Source organism: Flavobacterium sp. UW10123 (assembly GCF_040538975.1).
Classification (GTDB): domain Bacteria; phylum Bacteroidota; class Bacteroidia; order Flavobacteriales; family Flavobacteriaceae; genus Flavobacterium.
Genome location: NZ_JBEWQE010000007.1, coordinates 1 through 25,303, shown reverse-complemented (window position 1 = coordinate 25,303; position 25,303 = coordinate 1). Strand labels below are relative to the sequence as shown.

Annotated in this window: 19 protein-coding genes; 7 read left to right on the top strand and 12 right to left on the bottom strand. The window is 34.2% G+C overall.

What is annotated here, in order from left to right:
* Positions 1–23: 23 nt before the first annotated feature.
* The 5 genes from ABXT06_RS09560 to ABXT06_RS09540 form a co-directional block, all read right to left on the bottom strand.
* Positions 24–2,423 (bottom strand): TonB-dependent receptor, encoded by a 2,400-nt coding sequence (locus tag ABXT06_RS09560; RefSeq protein WP_354590549.1) that lies wholly within the window; start codon positions 2,421–2,423, stop codon positions 24–26.
* A gap of 579 nt (positions 2,424–3,002) precedes the next feature.
* Complete coding sequence (locus ABXT06_RS09555) at positions 3,003–3,995, bottom strand: FAD:protein FMN transferase (RefSeq protein ID WP_354590548.1); 993 nt, start codon at positions 3,993–3,995, stop codon at positions 3,003–3,005.
* Between the two features lie 228 nt (positions 3,996–4,223).
* Positions 4,224–6,407 (bottom strand): PepSY domain-containing protein, encoded by a 2,184-nt coding sequence (locus tag ABXT06_RS09550; RefSeq protein ID WP_354590547.1) that lies wholly within the window; start codon positions 6,405–6,407, stop codon positions 4,224–4,226.
* A gap of 132 nt (positions 6,408–6,539) precedes the next feature.
* Positions 6,540–7,022 carry a DUF2271 domain-containing protein gene (locus tag ABXT06_RS09545; RefSeq protein WP_250836299.1) on the bottom strand — a complete coding sequence of 161 codons (483 nt, stop codon included), beginning with the start codon at positions 7,020–7,022 and terminating at the stop codon, positions 6,540–6,542.
* A gap of 123 nt (positions 7,023–7,145) precedes the next feature.
* A complete protein-coding gene (locus ABXT06_RS09540; RefSeq protein WP_354590546.1) occupies positions 7,146–8,636 on the bottom strand; it encodes an ankyrin repeat domain-containing protein in 1,491 nt (496 codons plus the stop codon).
* Between the two features lie 828 nt (positions 8,637–9,464).
* On the opposite strand from ABXT06_RS09540, the gene ABXT06_RS09535 reads away from it, so the two are divergent.
* Positions 9,465–10,439: a ribonucleotide-diphosphate reductase subunit beta gene (locus ABXT06_RS09535; protein WP_354590545.1), complete on the top strand. Its 975-nt coding sequence runs from the start codon at positions 9,465–9,467 to the stop codon at positions 10,437–10,439.
* Between the two features lie 19 nt (positions 10,440–10,458).
* Positions 10,459–12,156, top strand: coding sequence for a ribonucleoside-diphosphate reductase subunit alpha (locus ABXT06_RS09530; RefSeq protein ID WP_354590544.1), 1,698 nt, complete (start codon positions 10,459–10,461; stop codon positions 12,154–12,156).
* A gap of 312 nt (positions 12,157–12,468) precedes the next feature.
* Here ABXT06_RS09530 and ABXT06_RS09525 read toward each other — a convergent pair whose 3' ends face one another.
* Together ABXT06_RS09525 and ribB are read right to left on the bottom strand one after the other, a co-directional pair.
* On the bottom strand, positions 12,469–13,041 hold the full coding sequence (locus ABXT06_RS09525) for a Crp/Fnr family transcriptional regulator (protein ID WP_354590543.1): 573 nt from the start codon (positions 13,039–13,041) through the stop codon (positions 12,469–12,471).
* On the bottom strand, positions 13,042–13,704 hold the full coding sequence (gene ribB, locus ABXT06_RS09520; RefSeq protein WP_354590542.1) for a 3,4-dihydroxy-2-butanone-4-phosphate synthase: 663 nt from the start codon (positions 13,702–13,704) through the stop codon (positions 13,042–13,044). It lies immediately after the preceding gene.
* 174 nt (positions 13,705–13,878) lie between these two features.
* Here ribB and ABXT06_RS09515 point away from each other — a divergent pair, with 174 nt between their 5' ends.
* Positions 13,879–15,483, top strand: a complete 1,605-nt coding sequence (locus tag ABXT06_RS09515) for a Na+/H+ antiporter (RefSeq protein WP_354590541.1) — start codon at positions 13,879–13,881, stop codon at positions 15,481–15,483.
* A 93-nt stretch (positions 15,484–15,576) separates the two neighbouring features.
* Here ABXT06_RS09515 and ABXT06_RS09510 read toward each other — a convergent pair whose 3' ends face one another.
* Together ABXT06_RS09510 and ABXT06_RS09505 are read right to left on the bottom strand one after the other, a co-directional pair.
* Positions 15,577–17,349, bottom strand: coding sequence for a MutS-related protein (locus ABXT06_RS09510; protein ID WP_354590540.1), 1,773 nt, complete (start codon positions 17,347–17,349; stop codon positions 15,577–15,579).
* 62 nt (positions 17,350–17,411) lie between these two features.
* Entirely contained in the window at positions 17,412–18,245 is an 834-nt protein-coding gene (locus ABXT06_RS09505) for a universal stress protein (protein ID WP_354590539.1), read from the bottom strand.
* 181 nt (positions 18,246–18,426) lie between these two features.
* Between ABXT06_RS09505 and mnmE the strand changes: the two genes are divergently transcribed.
* The 3 genes from mnmE (at position 18,427) to ABXT06_RS09490 (ending at position 21,911) form a co-directional block, all read left to right on the top strand.
* Positions 18,427–19,827: a tRNA uridine-5-carboxymethylaminomethyl(34) synthesis GTPase MnmE gene (gene mnmE, locus ABXT06_RS09500; RefSeq protein ID WP_354590538.1), complete on the top strand. Its 1,401-nt coding sequence runs from the start codon at positions 18,427–18,429 to the stop codon at positions 19,825–19,827.
* A 379-nt stretch (positions 19,828–20,206) separates the two neighbouring features.
* A complete protein-coding gene (locus ABXT06_RS09495) occupies positions 20,207–20,776 on the top strand; it encodes a helix-turn-helix domain-containing protein (protein WP_091135015.1) in 570 nt (189 codons plus the stop codon).
* Entirely contained in the window at positions 20,769–21,911 is a 1,143-nt protein-coding gene (locus ABXT06_RS09490; protein WP_354590537.1) for a site-specific integrase, read from the top strand. Before ABXT06_RS09495 ends, ABXT06_RS09490 begins: the two co-directional genes overlap by 8 nt.
* 91 nt (positions 21,912–22,002) lie before the next feature.
* Here ABXT06_RS09490 and ABXT06_RS09485 read toward each other — a convergent pair whose 3' ends face one another.
* Positions 22,003–22,302, bottom strand: coding sequence for a hypothetical protein (locus ABXT06_RS09485; RefSeq protein ID WP_091135013.1), 300 nt, complete (start codon positions 22,300–22,302; stop codon positions 22,003–22,005).
* A 442-nt stretch (positions 22,303–22,744) separates the two neighbouring features.
* On the opposite strand from ABXT06_RS09485, the gene ABXT06_RS09480 reads away from it, so the two are divergent.
* Positions 22,745–22,981, top strand: coding sequence for a LytTR family transcriptional regulator DNA-binding domain-containing protein (locus ABXT06_RS09480; protein WP_354590536.1), 237 nt, complete (start codon positions 22,745–22,747; stop codon positions 22,979–22,981).
* 171 nt (positions 22,982–23,152) lie between these two features.
* Here the strand turns inward: ABXT06_RS09480 and istB are convergent, their stop codons facing one another.
* Both istB and istA read right to left on the bottom strand, forming a co-directional pair.
* Positions 23,153–23,890: an IS21-like element helper ATPase IstB gene (gene istB, locus ABXT06_RS09475; RefSeq protein WP_041515719.1), complete on the bottom strand. Its 738-nt coding sequence runs from the start codon at positions 23,888–23,890 to the stop codon at positions 23,153–23,155.
* A 12-nt stretch (positions 23,891–23,902) separates the two neighbouring features.
* The coding region (gene istA, locus ABXT06_RS09470) for an IS21 family transposase (RefSeq protein ID WP_354590535.1) at positions 23,903–25,303 on the bottom strand (1,401 nt) is incomplete at its 5' end.

Genomic DNA, 25,303 nt, shown 5'->3' with positions numbered 1-25,303 from the left:
AAAATTAATTATGTATTGAATGATTAAAATTTATTTAAGGTATAGTTGAGTTTTACATAAAAGGCTCTTCCCGGTTTTTGGGCAGCAAAATTGTCATAAACCTGTTCGTCAAATACATTTCTCGCATCAAAACTTACTGTGATTTGCTTGTTCGGAAAAACATAGCTCAAACCTAAATCTTGCGGAAATTGCGCTGTAGTTCTGTCAGTTTCAAGCCAAGAAGTATAAAATGGTGCAACGTAACCGCAGTAGTAATACAGATTAAGTTCTGATTTGCTCTGAATTACATTTCTAAAATTGTATTGAAGATTTGCATTTAAATTGAAGAAAGGCTCATTTGGAAGCTGTTTGTTGTAATTCGGAAGAATGTTTCCGTTTTTATCATATTTGTCTTTAAACAGCGAATTGAATTTTGAAAGATTCATACCTGCAAAAAAGCGATTGTTGTAGGAGTACTGAAAAGAAGCTTCAAAACCAACAGATTGCGCTTTTCCTAAATTTACGAAAGGCGAAGCTTGAATGGCCTCATTTACACGATCGCTAATTTGGCGAACAATTTTGTCTTCGGTATTTCTCCAGAAAGCATTTCCTGAAATGGTAAATTTGTGATGATTAATATCGTATGGACCAAAACGGAAACCAGCATTAAAATTATTGCTCTGTTCAGGTTTTAAACCAGAATTGCTGATGATGTTTTCTCCAGGATTACCAAATATTTCATTTTCTGAAGGAAGTCTGATAGCCTTTTCGGCAGAAGCCATAACCATTATTTTAGGAAGAATAGAGTAGGAAGTTGCCATTCCGTATCCATTGTAATTTGTTCTTTTAGATGTAACCACTTCTTTTACGACATTTTGCCCATTTTCAGTTACAATCTGAGGATCTCTCTGTTCGTTTTTCATATTGTAATTTTTCAAGAAAAGATTGGCTCTCAATCGAGATTGAAAGGCTGTCATTTCATAAGCAAAAGAAGAAACGGTTTTAGCTAAATCTCTTGTAATTATAAAATTTCGAGTGATTTCTGGCTGCATTTCATCATAATCATTTCGATCCAATATGTACGTCATAACATTCACCAAAACCTTATGATTTTCTGTAATCGTATAATTTAATCCTGCACGGGTATTAAAAATATCCGATTTCATGTGATTGATGGTAGGTGCGCCTTGCTGTGCTCCAGTATTGGTTAAAATAGGTTGGCCATACAAACCAAGTGCTTTTTCGCCATTCCAATTGTAGTTCCATTTTACGGTATCATTGATTACATCATTTCTATGGCTGTAAACCGAGATAAGAGAAAAGTCAAGATTTTTAATTAAGAAATCTTTTTTGCTATAATTTAAACTGAAAACATGAGCAGCAGATTCACTAAAACGCCCTTTATATGGTTTCGTCATGTATTGTCCATGCTGAATCTGATTGTAATCCTGAGAACCATTATAGCTAATAAGAAGATTATCTGCCCAATCGACATTAGTAAAACCAGCTTCCAATCTTCCGCCAAAAGAGCGATACATACTCTCAAATCTTTTGGCGCGAATGTATTCGTAACGCCCATTTGGGGCGATATTATAAACCCATTTTCCCCAAACTTCATAATCATTGTCAGAGTAATTCTGGAATGCATTTGCTTTTACAGTAAAGCCATTTTTATCTCTAAAAGATGCATTTACATTAGATTGGACAGTATTAAAAGATCCGTAAGAAACAGAAGCATTTAAACTATTTTTAGCTCCTTTTTTCAAAACCACATTAATAGCGCCTCCAAGAGAATCATCGGCTAAATAAGCTGGAACAACTCCTTTGAAAACCTCAATTCTTTCAATTAATGCGGGCGGAATACTATTTAAGCTGAAAGAAGCGCCATAAGTCTGAATAGGAACTCCGTCAATGAAAATTCTGATAGCATTTCCAGACATTCCGTTGATGTTGTACGTTACAGCAGAACCTAAACCTCCATTTTGTCTAATTCTAACACCACCAGAACGATCTAATAAATCATTAGTCTGAAGATTCCTTTTTGCAGCTTCTTGCGTTTCGATGACATTTACCGCAAATCCTTTTTCTATAATATCTTTCTTGAAGCTCTTTTTCTCTATTTTAACTTCTTTAAGCGCTTTCGGATCGGTTATTTTTTCTAATTCAATATTGATTTGATGAGATGGACGATTAACAGAAACGTTTACTTTTTTGGGTTTAGCTTCCATTGACGAAATTTCCAAGTCGTAACTTCCGTATGCTAAACCTTTTATTTCAAATTGACCGTCATTATCAACGACAACAAATTTTTTTGTTCCCGTTATTTGAACCGACGCTCCAAAAGCGGTTTCATTATTGGTAAAATAGACTTTTCCTGTAATTTTTCCGGTTTGAGACCACCCAGAAAAAGTCATCATAAAAAGGAGAGCGTAAAGAATTCTCATGTAAGTTTACTATTTATCGGACTGCAAACTTATACGATAATTTAAATTTAATCTAAATAAAGTAATTAGAAGATTATTAGAATTTAGAGAGAGGTTCTAATGTTGTTTTAATGTTATTAGTGAAATGTGAATTGTAAAATATGGATTTGTGTTTTGTCTTCCTGAGCGAAGTCGAAAGATATTTACAAAGTGAATCTTTGAATCTCGCAAAGTCGCTAAGGCGCAAAGTTTAATTTTTTTGTCTTTCTGAGCGAAGTCGAAAGATATTTATAAATTGAATATTTTAATCTCGCAAAGTAGCTAAGACGCAAAGCTTATCTATGAGTTGCCTCCAGCTTTAGCTGGAGGTTATTTTTAAAGTAAATAAAAAGGCTTTAGCCGAAATAAGTTTGGCTAAAGCCTTATATAGCTTTATTTTTCACCTCAAGCTAAAGCTGGAGGCAACTGATTTTGAGAAAAAACTTTGCGACCTTGCGACTTTGCGAGATTATTTCATTTCAATGATCAAAAATATACTTTGCGTATATCCTTCGACTTCGCTCAGGAAGACAATCGAATTATCAATTGGCAACTCATAACTCATAACTTATAAGTGAAATTCTTAGACTTAACTATTTTCCCTTTATCTGTAATTAGAACACAGCTGTAATCGGGGAATTTTTGAAGTAAAAGCAATCCTTCTTTCTGACCTAAAACCATCATTGAAGTGCTCAATCCGTTGGCGGTTTCGGCGTTCGGACCAAAAACGGTTGCACTGCATAAGCCCGTTGCAGGATAACCCGTTGCGGGATTTATAATGTGCGAATAACGTTTTCCGTTAAAAACAACAAATTTTTCATAACTGCCCGAAGTAGTGACAGCACCTTCTTTAAGCGGAACTGCCGCCAGAATCTTCTCCGGCTTAAACGGATTTGTGATTCCGATTTTCCAATCTTTTCCGTTAGGTTGTTTTCCCCACGTGCTCATATCTCCAGAACCATTTATAATTCCGGCTTGAACACCTTTTGCAATCATCATTGCGCGGCATTTGTCGGTTGCATAACCTTCACCTAAAGCGCCGAATCCAATCTTCATTCCTTTTAATTTCAAGAAAATAGTCGATTCTGTGCTGTCTAGAATAATGTTTTTATAACCTACTTTTTCCACCGATTTTTTTATGGCTTCCGCCGAAGGCATTTCGGTCATCGAACCATCAAATTTCCAAATTCTGTCCATTGCGGCAAAACTAATGTCAAATCCGCCATTGGTAATTTCAGAAAATTGAATCGCCCTTTTGGTCAATTCAAAAACTTCACGATCCACTTTTATAGGTTTTATTCCAGCATTTTGATTGACTTCAGAAACTTGAGAAGTTGTTTTCCAATCGGAAATTAAATTTTCAATTCTGGTGATTTCAGCAATAACTTCATCAATGTTCTTTTCTGCCGAAAGCGAATCTTTATCTACAATAGAAATATCAAAACGTCCTCCCATAAGAAGAGTCGTTCTTTTTCGTAATATTTGTGAATGTGCTGATAAACAGTAAATCATTACAAAAAATAATGAAATTTTATAGGATAATAATTTATGCATAATATATTTTATAAGCTCCAGAGGAGTAAAATATTTATAAATAATTGATTGATAACGGAAAACAAAGCTCCAGCGGAGCGATATATTTTAAGAACAATTATTTCACTCCGCTGGGGCTTTAACTGTTTGTAGATCAAATTTAATCTATAAATATGTCATCCCTCTGGGATTTGTACATAATCTAAATCAACAATTAATAATTAATAATTAACCATCAACCATTAACCACTAATAGCAATCCGTTAAAAATTGTTTATTCGCTTTGTATTCTTCAAGTGTTTTTAATCCTTTTGCAGAACATAATTCACTTAAAATATTTTCCACATCTTTCTGCATGGCAAGCGAACCGCAAATCATAATTACGCCGTCTTTTTTTAATAAATTCACAAAGAAATTAGCATCTCTTTTAATTAAATCCATTACATAAATATGTTCTGCTTCGCGCGATAGCGCCACATGAAAATTATCCAGATGCTCTTTCTGAATCATAATTCCAGCGAACTTTTTATACGCCATTAATGTTGGCGTTTCCATTCTAAATCCGCTATAGAGATGAAGTTCCTGTTTGGTTTTGTTCTGCTCGATCATTCCTAAGAAAGGAGCAATTCCTGTTCCGTTAGAAATAAAAGCCACTTTAGAAGCTTTTTTCGGAAGATGAAAAGCTAGATTTTTTACAATTTGTGCTTTAATTACATTGCCAGGTTCTAAAGCATTTAAGAAACTAGAACCTAATCCGTTTGGATGTAATTTTACAACCAACTGAATATTTCCAGAATGATTTCCGATAGAGTAGAGACGTTCTCTAGAATCGTCGGCAGGATAAATTGCAAGCAAATCGCCTGAACTGAATTTAGTTCTAGCATTAGATTTTAAAGTCAGAATAAAAGTATGTTCAGTTTCTGAAATTGGTGTTTTATCCAAAACCATAAATTTTTGCAGACCTTTAGGAACATGATTGTATAAAGATGGTGTGGTTGCCAACGCGATTCCGGTTTTCTCACTCCATAATTTTACCCATTCTACAAATTCGGCAGCCGATTTATCATTCACAGTTTTTAAATCCAAATAACGATCTGCCCACTTTTGTTTTCCTAAAAGCTGATCTATTTCAATAGCAAATTGGCAGAAATCAGGATACGATTTTGAACCAAAACCAACTACAGAGAAATTAATGTTCTGTTCCTGATTTTGTTTTTCTATTAGCGATTTGAATTGTGTTCCGTTAGAAGGTGCATCTCCTAAACCGTGAGTTGAAGTAAAAACGATAATATGTTCTGCTTTCGGATAAACTGAAAATTTATTCAATTCGCTTACAAAAACCTTTTGTCCATGGTCAATTAACTGTTTCTGAATTGAATTGGCAAATCGGAAAGTGCTTCCGTTTTCTGAACCTACTAAAAGTATAAAAGTGCTTTCGTTTGCTTTAAATTTATTCTTAATTCGGCTTGATCTTCTTTTCAAAGTAATAGCAAAACCAGAATAAATAAAGAACAAAATATTAATGCAGGCAATGGCTAAAATAACAGCCCAAATTCCGTTAATTCTTCCCGTATGAAGATCAAGACTTAACGCTGCAAATTGCGCTGTCATTGGCGAGCGTTTTTCAGAAATAATAGCGCCTGTAACCTGATTTACTTCAACTTCCCGATCTTTTAATTCAATAATATAATATTCTTCAGGATCATCTGTAAAAGGAAATTCGATTTTCTTTACATCAGATAATAAAGTGGTATTGAAGATTGAAGTTGTTTTGGCTTTTTCCGAAAGTTCTGTTTTTATAGGCTTAGCTTTCTCTTCGCCCATAAAAAATTTGAATCTTTCTAACGATAAATAAGTTCCAGTTAGTGCAATAATCAAAATCGGAATTAAAGCCAATCTTCCTAAAAGCACATGGTAATATTGAGCAAAATATTCTTTGATTATTTTAGAAAAGAAATTTCGAATGCCACGCTGTCTTTTTAAAACCAGCACAAAGCCCGAAATTGATATTAATAATAAACAAAAAGAAATTACACCCACAAAAAAACGTCCTGCCTCATGAAGAAACAGCGAACGATGTAAACTCGTTATCCAGTTTATGAATTCGGATTTCTTTGCAGGAGTTCCTAATGCTTTTCCAGTTTTTGGATCAATGTATGCTTTAACATCATTTCCGTCGGCATCAATTGCTTGAAGCGTTACAAACTGATTGTAATCGACACTCAATTCTGTAATTTCAGAGTACTCTTTTTTTAAAATTGAAAGTGTTTCGCCCAAAGTTATTTCGTTAAAATTTTCAGCTTTATACGGAAGTGTTTTTTCCTGAACTGCATCAACCGCAAGAATGATTCCTGTTGCAGAAGCCAAAAGCAAAAAAATAGAAGAAAATAAGGCCAGAGCCAAGTGTGCATAACGCCAGAAAGAAAGAGTCATTGAGTGTATTCTATTATAAAAACGTTTAAAGCTTTGTCAAAGTTTAAAACAATGACAAAGCTCAGATTTCAATTACAAGTACAAAAATAAAATTTGTACTCATTGTAAGGTTAAAAAATAATGTGCTAAAGATTATATTTTGTTTAATCTTACATATTTGATGTAGCCTTTACCGTCTGTTTTTTCAGCAAGACCTTCAGTTGTAAGCGGAACTTCAAGATCGCTTACATAGTATTTTTGATCCTCTACAGCCGATTCAAAACGCAATTTATATCCTTTGTTGATTTTAGAATTTTCAATTTCGATTGTAGTTACGCTGCGGTCTCCGCCAGTTACAGAAGCACCAGTTTTGGCACTGATATCATCATTTTTCTGAGTGTGGAATTTGTTCCATTCTTTTAATGATTTATACCATTTTTTATCATCGCCCATTACATAAAGTGTTTTTTCGTATTCACCAGCCGAATTAACAAGAGAAACAACGATATAAGCACCTTCACCCATGTAATTGTTCATTTGAAGCATGATTTTGTATTTGCTCGATTGTGCCTGCGATTGGAAAGAAACTAAAAAGATAAAAGCGCTCGTAAGAGCAATTTTTAATATTGATTTCATGAAATTAAGATGTGAATTATAAGTTATGAGTTATGAGTTATGAGTTATGAGTTATGAGTTATTAATTGTGGAGTTCGTTTTTCAACTCATAATTCATAACTCAAAACTCATAACTATTAAAAGTTATTTTAAAAACTCTACTGAGATATTATTTTTCGTAAGCAGTTCGTTTTCTTTTGCTAAAGCATAAGCCGTTTCATCAAACTCTGTACTGATGTCTTTTTTAGCTCCAGCAGAAACTAAATATTTTAAAATGGCATCATCTTTAGAAGTCATAGCAGCTCTGTGTAAAGCTGTTAAACCATCTTTATTTTTGGCATTGATGTCTACTTTTAAGTCAGTGATTTTTTTAAGAAGCGAAACATCGTTTTTAGTAATAGCTAAATGATATAAAGTGTTTCCGTCTTTTTGAGGAGCAGCTAAGTTTAATCCTTTATCTTGAAGTAATTTTGCTTTTGCATCAAAAGGATCTGTCGCTGTTTTTTCTCTTCCTGCTGGACGATATGATTGTACCAAATAAACGCCTAAATTGTTTCCGTCTTTGTCTTTTACATTCACGTCGGCGCCTTTTGATAAAAGTAAATTTACAGCTTCTGGAGATCCGTTTCTAACAGCAAAAGTTAAAGCTGATTCTCCTTTTAGATTCTGAGCATTTATGTTTTTAGCTTTAGGAAGAAAAAGTTCCAAAACTGCTGTTTCTCTTGCCGATGCTGACGCCATAATTGGAGTATTTCCTTCTTTATCGGCTTTGTTTACATCAACACCTTTTGCCAAGAAATATTGAATAATTTCTGTTTGGTTTGGTTTTCCTGCCAAAATATGCAATACATTTTGTCCCGCTTTGTTTTGAGCAGTTGGCTTGATTTTTACTTCGTCAACCAAATATTTATAGGTTTCAAGAGTGTTGGTTTCTCTACGGCTTCCTTGCGCAGCGAATAAAAGTGCGCCTTCAGTTGGTTTGATTCCTTTTTCTAAAAGTTTTTTCAAAAGAGCAATATTTCCAGATCTTGCTGCATAAGAGAAAGCTGTGTTTCCGTCATTATCCACATCTTTTAAAGACATTCCTTTAGTAGAAAAATATTCTGCAGCTTTCAAATCTTTATCAGAAGCAATAGCCAAAAGCAAAAGGTTTGCACCGTTTGCATATTTCTTTGTCGGATTAAGACCTGCTTTAAAGAAAGCATCATACATCGCAGCATCTGATTGGCCGTTTGAAGCGGCGAAATCTGCTGGAGCTGTTCCGTGGCTGTCTTCAAAGTTTACATCAGAACCTTTACCGATTAAGTATTGTACTAATTCAGTGTTGCCTCTATAGGCAGCCCAATGCAAATAAATACGATTATCGTGAGTTAATTTTGTGATTGAATTTCCTGGCTGTTCTACTAAAAATTTGATAGTTGCAAAAGGAGCATCGTTATTAATGGCTAAAGTCGTAACGTCAAAAGCATTGGCATTCGCTTCAGCTGGATTATTTCCTTTAGCGATTTCTGCCTGAACAGTTTCAATAGATGGAGAAGTTTTCCAGAAAGCCGCATCTAGTAATGAGTTTTTTTGTTGGGCACTTACAAATAAAGTAGCCGCAAATGCAAAAGAAACAAAAAGGTTCTTTTTCATATTTCGATAATTTATGGTTATTGAATTGTACAAGATTGATTTATTTTTCGGAATATTTTTATCTATTTAGAATAAATAAAAATAAAAGCAAATGTAAAAATTAATATTCTTAAACCAAGAATAATTTGCTGTAAAAAGGCTTTTTGAGTATAGTTTTTTAAAAAATTAAGGATTGCTTAAGTAAATTTTAATTTTGTTTTAATTCGGACTGTTTTAAATCATTAAGAAAAAGTGTTTATCCTAAATGAAAATGTTTTCTTTTTAGAAAGAGAATTGACGCTTTTTGTTCTTTTCTAATGTTAAAAGTTCTAAAAGCAAAACAGGTCTTGATTATAGAGCTTTATTCAATCTTTTTTCAAGGAATCCTGAAGGTTTTTTATTGAGTGTAAATTTTAAATAATTGTTATCAAGAGTGTTATGTTTTTTAAAGGCTGAATGCTATTTAGAATAATTATTAATAGATAGCGTTTTTTGCAGGTGAAATGATCCTTAAAATTTCTATTTTCAAAAAGAGAATGTTGATAACTGTTATTATTTTTCACTTCGAAAAGCTCACTTTTTGATGTTGATAACTTGATATTAATTTTAGGGAAAATGCTAGTTCAATGCGAATTACAGAATATTATTTTCGTGTTGATAAGATTTATAAAATCACAAATTTTTGAGGTTTTAAAACTGTTGATAATTGGACAGATTTTTAACATCTAAAACTAGACAAAAGAATAACTGTGGGCTAAATTTGTAATTATAGAAATCACGCTAATACCACTCCCCAAATGAAGCGACTCGTATTTCTATTTCAAAACAGTCACTTAAAACTCTCTATATATGTCAATTTTTGATAAAAGAATCAATTATAAACCTTTTGAATATCCTGAGGTTCTGCAATTTACCGAAGCTATTAATAAAGCTTATTGGGTACACACTGAAGTAGATTTTACTGCCGATACGCAAGATTTTCATGCGCATTTAGATTTGGCAGAAAAAACAGCAATTAAAAACAGTTTATTGGCGATTGCGCAGATTGAGGTAGCTGTAAAAAGTTTTTGGGGTAATATATATGAGCATTTTCCAAAACCAGAATTCAACGGTTTGGGAACTACTTTTGCAGAATGTGAATTCAGACATTCTGAAGCTTATTCTCGTCTGTTGGAAGTTTTAGGATATAATGACGAATTTGAGAAATTATTGGATGTTCCTGTAATTCGCAGACGTGTAGATTATCTTTCGAATGTACTAAAAGACACAAAATCTCAGGACAACAGAAAATACATGGTTTCGCTGATTTTGTTCAGTATTTTAATTGAAAACGTTTCATTGTTTAGTCAATTTGCCATTTTATTGTCTTTTACAAGATTCAAAGGATATATGAAGAATGTGAGTAATATTATTGCTTGGACTTCAATCGACGAGCAGATTCATGCTAATGGTGGAATTTATATCATTAATAAAATCCGTGAAGAGTTTCCAGAATATTTCGATGCAGAAACTTTAGAGTTAATTAGAGAGACTGTTAGAGAATCAATTACTGTGGAAGCCGATATATTAGATTGGATTTTTGAAAATGGAGCAATTGAAACGATAAACAAAGAAGATTTGGTAAACTTCATGAAATTTAGAATTGACGAAAGTTTGAAGCAAATCAATATCGAAACTATTTTTAATGTTTCTCCAGAAGAATATTCAAAAATGACCTGGTTTGAAGAAGAGGTTTTTGCAAACAGTCTAGACGATTTCTTTGCGAAACGACCTGTGGAATATACAAAACACGATAAGAGTATCACAGCAAACGATCTTTTCTAATACAAGCCTATAATACATTATGAATACAACAGACATAAACCCTGAAAACAACAATTTCGAACCACAAAACGACAGTAAAATGTGGTGGAAAAATTCTGAAAGTGAACAGATTTTAAATCGCGGTTATCTTTTAAAAGGAGAAACTGTAGAAGGAGCAATCGATAGAATTTGTACGGCTGCAGCAAAAAGGCTTTACAAACCAGAATTGAAAGAATCTTTCATGGAAATGATTGAAAGAGGCTGGATGAGTATCAGTTCACCAGTTTGGGCCAATATGGGAACAGAAAGAGGTTTGCCAATTTCTTGTTTTAATGTGCATGTTCCAGATAAAATTGAAGGAATTACTCATAAACTGGGTGAAGTAATTATGCAGACCAAAATTGGAGGTGGGACTTCTGGTTATTTTGGTGAATTACGCGAACGCGGAAGTGCTGTAACCGACAACGGAAAGAGTAGTGGAGCAGTAAGTTTCATGAAGCTTTTTGATACGGCTATGGATACGATTTCGCAAGGAGGAGTTCGTCGCGGAGCATTTGCAGCTTATTTGGATATTGATCATCCAGATATTGAGGAATTTTTGAAAATTAAAAGTATCGGAAATCCAATCCAGAACTTATTTACAGGAATCTGTGTGCCAGATTATTGGATGCAGGAAATGATTGATGGTGATGGAGAAAAGAGACAAATTTGGGCGAAAGTATTAGAAAGCCGTCAGCAAAAAGGATTGCCTTATATTTTCTTTAGCGACAACGTAAATAAAAATAAACCGCAAGTTTACAAAGATCAGAATCTAAGAATCAATGCAAGTAATTTGTGTAGTGAGATTATGCTTCCATCAACTCATGATGAATCATTTATCTGCTGTTTATCTTCTATGAACTTAGAATTATATGATGAGTGGAAAGATACTGAAGCGGTTAAATTGGCGATCTTTTTCTTAGATGCTGTTTTACAGGAATTCATCGAAAAAACAGAAGGAAACTATTATCTTTCTGCAGCGAATAAATTTGCTAAAAGACACCGTGCGCTTGGTTTAGGTGTCTTAGGATGGCATTCTTATTTGCAGAAAAATATGATTCCGTTTGAAGGAATGGAAGCTAAAATGAAAACTACAGAGATTTTCAAACATATTAGTGATAAAGCCGATAAAGCAAGTCAGGAATTGGCTAGAATTTACGGTGAGCCAGAATTGCTAAAAGGTTACGGAAGACGTAATACCACCACAATGGCAATTGCACCAACAACCTCTTCTTCTGCAATTTTAGGACAAACTTCGCCAGGAATCGAACCTTTCAGTAGTAATTATTACAAAGCAGGATTGAGTAAAGGTAATTTTATGCGTAAAAACAAATACCTTAAAAAACTGCTTGAAGAAAAAGGTTTAGATAATGAAGAAGTTTGGAGAGGAATTATGCTAAACGGAGGAAGTGTTCAGCATATGGAACAATTGACTAGAGAAGAAAAAGATGTTTTTAAAACGTTTAAAGAAATTAGCCAATTAGAAATTGTGCAGCAAGCAGGAATTCGCCAGAAATTTGTAGATCAAGGACAAAGTTTGAATCTTAATATTCCAGCAGAATTGGCAATTAAAGATGTAAACCGTCTAATGATTGAAGCTTGGCAACAAGGAGTAAAAAGTTTGTACTACCAAAGAAGCCAAAGTGTTTCTAAAGAATTAGTAACAAGTCTTGTTTCATGCAGCAGTTGTGAATCATAAAAATATGAAAGCCGAATCTGGAATTAAGATTCGGCTTTTTTGTGAATTTTTACCGCTAAGATTTGTTAAGATTTACTCGTAAGAAACGCAAAGGGTTTCACGCAGATTCTAAAAGATTTAAGCTAATTAAGACAGATATGAATTGCCTCCAGCTTTAGCTGGAGGTTTTTGTTTTATATTGTAAAAGGCTTTAGCCAAATTCAAAGTTTGGCTAAAGCCTTCTTATTTTCCTTTTTATCTCCAGCTAAAGCTGGAGGCAATTCATGTAAAAAAAACGTAGAGCCTTCGCGCCTTAGTAGCTAAAAAAAAACTCTAAACCTTAGACTTCAACCTACTCAAAGTTTCCTGAGAAATATTAATATAAGAAGCCACAATTTTATTCGGCAATCTTTTCACAATCGCAGGATTTATCTTCAAAAGCTGATTATATCTCTCCAAAGCATCCATTGTGGTAAAAGACATCAAACGATTGGCATTATTTACATATGCTTTTTCCAAATAATTGCTGTAAAACTCACGCCATTGCGGAATTATTGCCATTAAATGATTAAAATCTTCGTGGGAAATGCTTAGTAATTCTGATTTCTCAACAACTTGAATATTTTCAAGAGCCGGCATTTTAGTAATAAAACTCACCAAAGCTGTAGCAAACTGATTTTCGAAAGCAATATATCGTGTAGCATCTTTTCCTTCTTCATTAATAAAAAAGATGCGTAGACAACCTTTAGCTACAAAAAAAGTCTCTTGACTAATTTGTCCTTGAGCTAACAAAATCTCATTTTTACCTTTTTTTACAAGTTTAAAATAAGAGAGAATGGTTTCTAAATCTTCATCAGAAACATTTATGCTTTTTCGAATAGAATTGCCAAGCTGTTCGTATATCATTTAATTATAATCTCTAACGAATTTGCGGTAATAAATAATATCTTCAATAGATAAAACTACCAAATCGTGTTGTTGTGCAAAGCTAACGATTTTGTCTAGTTTTGCCATGCTGCCATCTTCGTTCATCAATTCGCAAAGGACAGCTTCAGGTTGTAAACCCGCCAATTTCATTAAATCGACACTTCCTTCTGTGTGGCCATTTCTTCCTAAAACGCCCTTGTAATTTGCTCTAAGGGGGAAAATATGTCCAGGTCTTGCCAGATCTTCTGGTTTTGCATTTGTTGCAACAGCTGTTTTAATAGTGGTAATTCGATCTTGTGCCGAAACTCCAGTTGTAACTCCGTTTTTCGCTTCAATAGTAATGGTAAACGGAGTCTGAAAACTGCTCGTGTTTTCTTTTACCATATACGGAAGTTCCAATTCATCGGCTTTTTCATTAGTAAGACAAAGACAGACAATTCCGCTGCATTCGCGAATCATTAGCGCCATATCTTGAACGTTCATGTGGTGCGCAGAAAATATAAGATCGCCTTCATTTTCTCGGTTTTCATCGTCGGTTACCAAAACGCCTTTTCCGCTTTTAAGCTGTTCCAAAGCATTTTCAACACGCTCTTTACTTGAAATTCCAAATTGCACTAACGGACTTAATTCTGTACTTATCATAAAAACTTTTTAGAAATAATAAGAAGCAAATCTAAAGCTGTTTAAAACCAAAAAGTTTGATATAAGTCAATAAATTGATGTCCTATTTTTTTTATGCTAATTTAATTTAGTTGTCATAAAATCTTAATTTAGTAGCCAAATTCGATAACCAAAAACCAATAAATACCGCAATAAATGGAGAATATTACCGTAATCATCATGCTTCTTTTCGGTGTAGCTTTTCTTAGTCTTGTTAGTAAAAGATATAATTTCCCGATTCCGATTGTTTTGGTCTTATGTGGCGTTGTGATTAGCGTTATCCCAGGACTTCCGGTGATAGCTTTAAGTCCAGAAATAGTGTTTATTATATTTTTGCCACCACTTTTGTATCACGCTGCGTGGCATACTAGCTGGTCAGACTTTAAGCAATCTATACGTCCAATAACTTTTGCCGCTGTTGGTTTGGTTTTCTTTACAACAGGATTAGTTGCTGTTTTTGCACATTGGCTTATAGATGATATGTCTTGGCCGTTAGCTTTTTTACTCGGTGCAATTGTTTCGCCTCCCGATGCAGTTTCGGCAACAGCCATTACAAAAGGTCTAGGGCTTAATCCTCGATTAATTGCTGTTTTAGAAGGAGAAAGTTTAGTAAATGACGCCAGTGGTCTTGTTGCATACAAATATGCCCTTACGGCGATCACAGCAGGAAATTTTGTTTTGTGGCAAGCCGGATTAAATTTCGTCTTAATGTCAGCTTTGGGCATAGGGATTGGTTTGGCTGTTGGCTTTATCATGTATTACATTCATAAAAGATTTGTTTGCGACGATATTATCGAAGTAACACTTACCTTATTGACACCATTTGCGTCTTATCTCCTTGCAGAACATTTTGAAGGCTCGGGAGTTCTGGCGGTAGTAACAACAGGACTTTTTTTAGCCGCAAGATCAGGAACTATTTTTTCTCATGAAAGCCGAATTATGACCAATACTATTTGGGATGTGTTAAATAATATTCTGAACGGCTTGATTTTTATTTTGATAGGACTTCAATTGAGACAGATTATTGCAGGAATCAGCAATTACTCTGGCAATTCCTTATTTATCTGGGGTGCAGTTATTAGTATCGTAGTGATTTTGGTTCGTTTCTTATGGGTTGTTCCCGCAACGATGATTCCGAGAATGCTTAGTAAAAAAATTCGTGAAAAAGAAGCTTTTGATTATCGAAACATGATCATTTTTGGATGGTCAGGAATGCGTGGAGTTGTTTCTATGGCCGCGGCTTTAGCACTTCCATTAATGTTGAATAAAACAGAAGAATTTCCGCTTCGAAATCTAATTATATACTTGGTTTTCTGTGTTATTCTTTCAACTTTGGTTATACAAGGTCTTACGCTTCCGTGGCTGATTAAAAAGCTTAAGATTGAGCGATATTCGATACTTGCAGAAGAATATAATATTCGAAATGTGATTGTCTCGGAAACTATTGCGCATATAGAAGATAATTTCTCACTGCTGAATGACGAATTGCTTCATAACATTAAAAGTAAATACGAAGTAAAATTCAATCGCCTTCAAAAAACAGAACTTCCAGCGAATTTCTTCGGAAATGGAAAACTTCTTGGAGGTGAAATTTTTAATGATTTTACTAAAATTCAAATTGATTTGCTAAATGTAGAGCGTGGAAAATTAGAATCAATGCATAAGTTTGGTTCTGTAAACGAAGAAATCTTCCGCAAAATAGAAAAAGAACTAGATTTGGAAGAAACCCGTCTGTGGATGGAAATGTACGAGGAAAATTAATTGTTAATGATTAATTGTTAATTGTAAATGGTTAATTGTGAATTAAGCTTTACGCAAAGAGTAAATTAATAATTCACCATTTACAATTAACAATTAAATAACCCCCATTTTCTGCATTAAGAAAGTAGCACTTTTGTTTTTACAGATTCCATTTCGGAGTTTATAATCGAAATGTAAATCGTTGTTTTGAATCTCAACTTCGAAACATTGATTGGTTAAAATTTCAGGATATTCGTTTGTAGTCAGGCAAACTTCAATGTCGTGAGTTGCAATGGCACCGATTGCTTTTTTAGAAATTATCTTTTTCACTACTTCAATAGTTCCATTTCTTTTATCATCAGAGTTTGTACCTCTTAAAATCTCATCCAATAGAACAAATGCAGGCTGACTTTCAAGCGCATCCATAATTTGTTTTAAACGTTTAATTTCAGCAAAAAAATACGATTCAGAATCTGATAAAGAATCGGATAATCGCATTGAAACTAATACTGGAAGTGGGTGTACTTTAGCTTCTGATGCGCAAATAACAGAACCAATTCCGCCAAGAACCATATTGATTCCTAAGCTTCTCAAAAATGTACTTTTTCCGGACATATTAGAGCCAGTTAAAATCACAAAAGATTGTGGGTAAAATTGAGTGTCATTTCCAACTCTTGTTGCTGGATTCAATAACGGATGGCTTAGATTTTTAAACTCAATTTTATAATCAGAATTAATTTCAGGGAAAACGAAATCTTCATTGTTATAAGCTAAATTGGCTAAACTGTTTAAAGCCTCAATTTCACCAATTATAGCAATCCAATGATTCATTTCAGAAGCGTAATCTTCTTTCCATTTTAATAATGCTCTTAAAACATGAAGATTGAATAAGAATGTTCCGTTGAATAATGTAGCTGTTACAAAGTTATTTATCGTGTCCATTCTTGAAAACAACTCAGAAAGTTGTTTTAAATGCTGGCTTGCTTTTGCATTTTTAAAATTAAGCTGTTTTTGCAAGTGAATCAGCTTTTTAGATTGGAAAGATTCGTTTTCAATTTTTTCAATCAGTAAGCTGTATTGTTTTATGATGTTAGCGACATTATCAGCTTTTGCTATTTCCGATTGAATTCTCTTTACAGCTCTTCCTAAAACAATTAAATTGGCAATAAAAACATAGGTCAAATAAGAAAGAATAATGGTTTTTGATGTAATAAAATATGCAGCCAGAAATCCAAAAAATGTTACAGGAAGAATAAATGATAATGCAACTAAAACTTTAGGCAGTGAATTATTTGTAAAAGAAGTCCAGTGTTTTATCGCTTCATAAGATTGTTTTGAATCTTGACTTAAAATTGCCAGAGCCTGAAATTCCTGTCTCCAATCAATTTTAGTTTTCAATTCGTTTACTGCTTCCTGATTTTCTAAAATTTCTGTTTCAGGCAGAGTAAGCAGCAATAACTCAGCAAGTGTTTTTTTTCCAATAAAAGAAGCTGTTCGGTTTAGGTTTTGAAATAAAGAGTGATCTCCAAAAATATCCAAATCGTAAGCATACGGATGATGAAAATCGATGAATTCGGCTCCGTTTTCAAAAGATGTTTTTTCTCTTTTTAAAAAAGAAATTTCATTCTTATTAATTTTCAAAAGTGTTTCTGCCATCAATCTTTGAAATGATACTCGAGAATGTATTTTCATAAAAAAAATAAAACCAGCAAAAGATAAAACAGCTAGAATAACATAAAGTATTTGATCGGTCTTGATGTAGTAAAACATAAAAATCAAGAAAAGAAAGATACTTAATAACCTCAAAAGGCTTATGCTGTTGTATTTTTTGTTGGTTTTATTATAGAGTTCTGAGTATTTTGCAACGTTGTCTGGATATGCTTTCATTCTATTATTTTGCTTGAATTACAAATATAGCTTTTAAGTTACAAAATCGTCAAAATTGTTATTTAATCTTCATGCATAACCAAAATCGGAATGGTCACTTCTTTGGCTATTTTTTTTGAAAAACTGGAATCGAAAAGACTTTCAAAAAAGGAACGTTTGTGTGTTATCGTTGTCAGAATATCAATGTCTTTATAAAGTACAAAATCTAGAATGGTTTCTTTGACATCATCACTTGGTAAAACTAAAAATTCAACATTTTCTCCAGCGAATTCCTTTTCAAATTCTTTTCTTGTTTCTTCTGTAACATCAGAATTAGATGTTTTTACATATAAACTTTTAACCTTCGCATCGGTTTTTTTGGCAATTTTCAAGACCTTTTTCAGTTCTTTTTTGTCTTTCTCTCTGTAGCGTGTGGTAAAACCAATTGTTTTTACCTTTTTGTATTTAGCATCAATAGGAATACATAAAACCGGAACTTCAACTCCTGAAATCACAGATTCGGTATTAGAACCCGTGAAAAATTTTGTCCAATCAGAAACGCTGTTTGTTCCCATAATTACAAAATCAACTTGGTCTTCTTCGACGGCATTTTTGAGATTATAAATAAGATCACCATCCATTAGACGGTGTTTGATCACAATATCTTCTAAATTACGTTCAGTAGCAATAGTTCGTAGTTTAGGAATTTCATCTTTAAACATTTCAAATTTTGCTAATTCGATTGAACTGTATATAGAAGCATAATTCTCTGGAAAGAATTGGCTGTCGTAAACGGGAATCTCGAATGTATGAAGTAAGATTAATTCGGCGTTTACCACTTTAGCAAATTCTAAAGCATGGACAAATGCATTGGTAGCGGCATCAGAGAAATCGGTTGGAAATAATATCTTTTTCATAGTACTTAAGATTAAGGTTTGTCTCTCAAATTTACTCATTCTGTGAAGAAAACAACCTGATATTTATCAGTATTTTAACAATTAATGATTTATTAATTTCAAGTAATTTGAAGATTTCTTGTCTGAATGGGGTTGAATTAGCGCAGAAATGAAATTGAACGTTTTTTTATACCTTTGCAGCATGATAAATCAAGATTCTATAGTTGCTTTGGCTACACCTTCGGGAGCTGGAGCTATCGCCATAATTCGTATTTCTGGAGCCGAAGCCATTACAATTGGTAATTCGGTATTTAAATCTATTAAAAACAAAGATTTAACTAAGCAGAAGACGCATACACTTCACTTAGGGCATATTGTAGACGGAAACAAAACATTAGACGAAGTTTTGGTTTCGGTGTTTAAAGGTCCAAATTCTTATACAGGAGAAGATACAATTGAAATTTCATGTCACGGATCTACTTATATTCAGCAGCAGATTATTCAGTTATTGCTTAGAAATGGCTGTAGAATGGCTGATGCTGGTGAATTTACATTAAGAGCATTCTTAAATGGAAAATTAGATTTATCACAAGCGGAAGCAGTTGCAGATTTGATTTCGTCAGACAATGAAGCTTCTCACCAAATTGCGATGCAGCAAATGCGTGGCGGATTTAGCAATGAAATCGCAAAACTTCGTGAAGAGCTTTTAAATTTTGCTTCTTTAATTGAATTGGAATTGGATTTCGCAGAAGAAGATGTAGAATTTGCAGATAGAACTCAGTTTCATGAATTATTAAACCGAATTGAATTTGTTCTAAAACGTTTAATCGATTCGTTTGCTGTTGGAAATGTGATTAAAAACGGAATTCCGGTTGCGATTGTTGGTGAACCAAATGTTGGGAAATCGACTTTATTGAACGCTTTATTAAACGAAGAACGTGCAATTGTTTCGGACATTGCAGGAACAACTCGTGACACAATTGAAGACGAATTGGTAATTGGCGGAATCGGATTTAGATTTATTGATACTGCAGGAATTCGTGATACAAAAGATGTTGTAGAAAGTATCGGAATAAAGAAAACTTTCGAAAAAATTGATCAAGCCCAAGTGGTGATTTACTTATTTGATGGATTAAAATTTCAAACTTCAAGTTCTGAATTTGTAAATGAAATTGAACAGATTAAGAATAAATACCCACTAAAACCACTGCTTATTGTGGTGAATAAAAAAGATATTCTATCTGCCGAAGAAGTGGCAAATATTACCAATCAGTTAGAAAATTTAAATGCGAAACTATTATTGATTTCTGCGAAAGAAAAAATAGGAGTAGAGGATTTAAAAAATGAATTATTGTCTTTTGTAAACACAGGAGCGCTTCGTAATAACGAAACGATTGTTACCAATACTAGACATTATGATTCGTTGTTAAAAGCTTTAGATGAAATTCAGAAAGTAAAATTTGGTCTAGAATCTGGTCTTTCCAGTGATCTTATGGCGCTAGATATTCGCGAAGCTTTATATCAATTTGGATTGATTACTGGACAAGTTTCTAATGATGAGTTGTTAGGGAATATTTTTGCAAACTTTTGCATCGGCAAATAGAAGGAGCAAAGAAACGCAAAATATAAACAAACAAAATAGCTAAAATGTTGGTAATTAACATTTTAGCTATTTTTTTATTCAATTGTTTTTTGGAATATTTAAGTGTTGTTTTGTTAAAATTTGTACCTCATTTGTACCTCGGGTTTCGAGGTACAAACTTTGTGACAAAAAGGGATTAATTATGACACACTTGGGTCCTTTTTAAAGGTTTTATAAAGCGTTAATTTCGGGTAAAGAAGTTAGCAAAAATATTTAAAACAACCACATCGTTAGTTATCTGTCCAAAGATATTTCTAAAGAATATATTAATGCGTTTGGGAGATGATTGCGACAGTTAAAAGAGCTTTTAAGTAATGTAGGAAACCTAAATTTTAAAATTATGAGTTCAAACATTAGGATTACCAAAGTCTGCCAATTCTGCAATAATGAATTTACGGCAAAAACAATCAAAACAAGATTCTGCTCCCCTGTCTGCGGGAGTAAGAGCTACAAAAAAAGGAGCAGAGATAATAAAAAAGAGGCAGCAAGACTGCAAAGGGAATCGGTTAATAATGCCGAAATTCAAAGACTTGGAGAGCTTGACTTTCTCAGCATTGATGAGGCCAGCATTTTTATAGGAATAAGCAGAAGAACACTTTACAGAGCCATATCTAGAAAAGAACTTAAGACCGGTAAGTTTGGTTCTAGAACTTTTATCGAGCAGTCAGATATCGCTCAGTTTAAAGAGAATCTGCATCAAAGCAGTACAGACAAAGAAGCAGCAAGAAAATTTCCAGGAATTAAAAACTGCTATACAATGTCCGAAGCGCATATAAAATTTAAGGTTTCCCCTTCTGCTTTATATGGTATACTGAAGAGAAAAGGGATTTTGAAATTTAATTATGGCAAGTTTGTCTATATTGCCAAGAGAGATTTAGATGAATTATTTAACATTGAGAGCCATGAGTAAAAGTATCGTAACACTTAGAAAAAAAGCTATTTCTCAGGGGAGGATGTCTCTTTATTTAGATTTTTATCCTCCCGTATGGAATTCGGCAATTAACGATTATACCAGACGCGAGTTTTTAAAAATCTACGTATATCAAAAACCAGCTGACCAGTACCAGAAAATAGCCAATACAGAAAGTCTACATACGGCCGAGCTTATTCGCGCGCGTAGACAGAATGAAATCAACAAAAGTGAAATTTATTCCGCATTTGAAAAAGAGCAGCTGGTAATTCAGGCAGTCGGAAATGAATCTTTTCTGCAGTATTATAAAAATTTAGGGAATAAAAAGGTTGGTAACAATTTATCAATCTGGGCCTGTGCTATTGTTCATTTTGAGGCTTTTTTAAAAGGGAGGGATTTATCATTTAAAGAGGTGACAGTTACTCTAATTGAAGATTACAGAGATTATCTTTTGAAAGCTAAAAGTTTAAGGAAGAATAAGAAGCAGCTGTCGCGTAACACTGCTCTCTCTTATTATAACAAGATTAAAACTACTCTAAAAGCAGCCTATAGAGAGGATAAGCTTAAAACAGATATCAATGCAAAGATAGGATCAATAAAGGAAATGGAATCCCAACGTAATTTTTTGACTCTCGAGGAAACCCGAAGGCTGTTTGAAACTCCCTGCCCGAAATTGATTGTAAGAAGAATTTCTATGTTTTCTGTTCTTACAGGCGTGAGGTATTCCGATATTGCCAAGCTGACCTGGTCAGAATTGCAACATGTTGAGAATGACGGGCACTATATTATTTTCAGGCAAAAGAAAACGGAAGGCACTGCATCCATACCGATCTCCGATGAAGCTTTCGAATTGCTTGGCAAGAGACGGAGAGAAAATGAGAAGGTATTTAAAGATTTGAACAAATGGGATGTTGACCGTACGCTTCCTGTATGGGTGGCATTGTCAGGCATCAATAAGCATATTACCTTTCACTGTTTCAGGCATACTTATGCTACATTACAGCTGACGGCTGGAACTGATATTTTTACCATATCTAAAATGCTTGGTCATAAGAACGTTAAGACAACGCAGATATATGCGAAGGTAATTGACCAGAAGAAAAGGGACGCAGCAGGCAGAATTTCTTTAGAATAAAGTTTTTTCTTTAGCAATTTTTTTAACGCTTTACCCAAATAGAGGTAAGGCGTTTTTTATTTTTTTTAGGATTAAATGATTTTTAGATTTTTTAGAAATTATTATTCAAAAAATTGCAGGTTTTACAATAGGTTATCTTTTTATATGGACTCTTTAGCTTTATTTTCTTGTTTTTATTTTCGAGATTTTCATGTAAAGCTTCTTCTTCTTTTGTAATTTTATTAGTTTCCGGATCTTCTAAGATTTTTTTAACGCTAATTCCAGCTATTAACCTAAGAAATGACAATATTTCGGCTGTTTGTGCAAGAGTAACATCCATTCCTTCGTCAGTTAACATTTTTAGTGCTTTTTCAGGTGTGATTTTTCCAGTATGATTTTGATTAAATTCCATTTTTTACTTTTTTATATTTTGTAATTAATGTAAAGATAATCAGTTGTTTATGTGGCTTTAGGAAGTGGTTTATTTTGTCCTGTTGGGGGACGGGGGCAGGACAAATTTCAACATCATTTTTGGATGATTTGAAGAAAGTGGCTTTCTATATGTAGTGTCTGTCTTCCATTGACTTGGTTATTTTGGTTTAGATGTCCTGTTGGGGATTGATGTGAAAAATTATAAAAACTCAATTGGTTCATGCCGGTAAACTAAAATACAATTCTACAAATATTATTGAGGATTTGAAAAGATTGTTATGCTTAATGTAGAGTTGTCTTTCTTTGGCTCTATTAATTACTTTTATGCGATTTAGTTTTGTGGCAGAAAAGTAATTCCTTTCACTTTTTGGATACGCAGAGCATTATGTTTTTTGAAGCCGATGAGGGCGTTGTGTTTGCCTATGATCATCAAGAAAAAAAAACTGCTGTCCGAACGCACTTTAAAGGAAATAGAAGAACAACTCAATCCTTTAGACTTTTACCGCATCAATCGAGCAGAACTAATCCATAAATATTATATTGAAAAAATAGAACATTATGATAAAAACACACTGGCTATTAAATTAAAAGATTGCAAAAACTATCTTAAAACTAGTCAAAGTCAAACTGCCGCATTTCGAGAATGGGTAGGGAAATAGGGTTCTAAGAGCAGATTAGTGTAAAACTCAGTGATATTGACCACTGTTTTCCAATTTAAAGTGACCACTTCGTTTCGGTTTAAAGTGACCATCTAATTTCGGTGCAAAGTGAGCACCTAAAAAACTACTTTTTTTCGTGTGTTAATTATTGTTTCAAATATAGATAAATAATTATTCCTTGATTATGCTTTTTTTCTTTCTCATTGATTCCCCATGCAGCTCAACCCTGTGGGCCTGATGTATTAATCTATCAAGGATTGCATCTGCTATGGTTTTCTCGCCGATTATGTCATACCATCCCTGAACGGGGATCTGCGAGGTTACAATAATAGAACCATTGTTGTGCCTGTCTTCGATGATCTCTAAAAGTGTGATTCTGTTCTGGCTGTCCAATGCCTGGAGTCCAAAGTCATCTAGTATGATAACATCCTGCCTTTGTATTTTCATCAGTTCTCTCAGGTATGTACCGTCTGCTTTGGCCATTTTCAGCTTTGCAAACAATTTTGCAGTATTAAAATAACTTACTTTATAGCCTTCAATACAGGCCTGATAACCAAGTGCTGTTCCTAAAAAACTTTTGCCGACACCTGTGCTTCCTGTGATTAGTATATTTTCATTCTTTTCTACAAAACTGCATTCTGCAAGCCGGAGTATAAGATTTCTGTCAATATTCCGGGACTGGTCAAAATTGATGCTTTCAATATTTGATTTGTAGTGGAAGCGTGCATTGGCAATACTGCGTTCAATACGCCTGTTGTGGCGTTCATCCCATTCGGCATCTATTATCATTGACATAAACTGGTCAATGGTATAATGATCGGTTTTTCCGCTCTCGATAGCTGTCATGAAGGCGTTATGCATTCCATGAAGCTTCATCTGTTTCATTTTTGCTACAGTAGATTCATTCATTGTAAATTGATTTTAGTTATAATAATTTTTTCCTCTGATATTGCCGTGGTCGGGAAGATCCTGATCTTCTTCCTTTTCGTGTTCCATGGGTATCTTATCCAGACTGTTTTCCAAGATGTTCTGTATGGTTTTAAAATTATAAATCTTAAAGTCCAGAGCACGTTTGCAGGCATTTATCAATCTTTCTGCACCTACTTTCTTCTCAAAAGACAATATGCCTAGGCAGCTTTTATAGGCCTGCTCGGGGTGGTTCCTGCTTTCTATTATCTGCATGATATATTCTCCTACTGCCGGATCAATGCTGTTGGCCCATTCAATAAACCTTAAGGCATTCCACTGCGCTACAAATTGATGTGTGCTTGCCATATGTTCTGGATTTGTGGTATAGATGTAGGGCTTTGGATTTCTCATGTGTGTGGCTATACGGTTGTATTTGAAGTATATTTCGACAGTAGAGCTGGTGTACAGCAGCTTCACTTTTTTCTTTAAATATTGATAAGGCACGCTGTAGTAGTTTTTGTCCTGGCTTAACTGGACGTGTCCGTTCTGCATTACTGTTGCCAGAGACTGGTATTTAATCTCAAAGCGTTCCAGAGGAAGAGGCTGCAGTTCATGCCTTTCATCTTCCATGAAGAGTTCAAAACGAGAGTATGGTCTTCCGGTAAGTTTCTTGTTATTATGCGCATCGAGCAGATTCCATATTTCCTGGTTCAGATCTTCTATGCTGAAGTATTTAGAGTCTTTCAGATTTGCATAAATTCTTCTGTAAAGTATCTTAACAGCGCCCTCGACTAAAGATTTGTCTCTGGGCCTGTATGCTCTTGCAGGCAGAATAGTAGTTTCATAATGTTCAGCTAAATCTGCAAGAGTTTCATTAATGGTAGGTTCAAAGCGGCTGGTTCTGACTACGGCAGATTTTAGGTTGTCGGGCACAATTGCGGCAGGCGTTCCTTGAAAAAAGCGCATTGCATTCTCCACCGAAGCTACAAAATCTTCCTTCTGCTGGCTCATTGAAGCTTCTGCGTAAGTATACTGGCTGGCACCGAGTATGGCAACAAAAAATTGCACTTCCTGAACCTCGGACGTGTTTTTGTCTATAATTGAGAGTGTCTTTCCAGCATAATCCACATACATTTTATCGCCAGCCTTGTGATTCATATGCATCACAGGGTTTACCTTGTTGCTCCAGTCTCTGAAGCGATTCCTGAACTGCGTTACTCTAAGACCATCGGGATGGGTTTCAATATACCTTTCCCACATGGTTTGTATGGTGATGCCCACCTTTTTTAATTCCCGTTCCATCTGAGGAAAATAAGCATACAGATCTTCGATTCTTGAGGAAACAACTTCTGTCGGACCCTGAGAAAACAGCTCGTCCAATTCAGTGTCAGTTTTCTTGTTGACAGTTTCCAG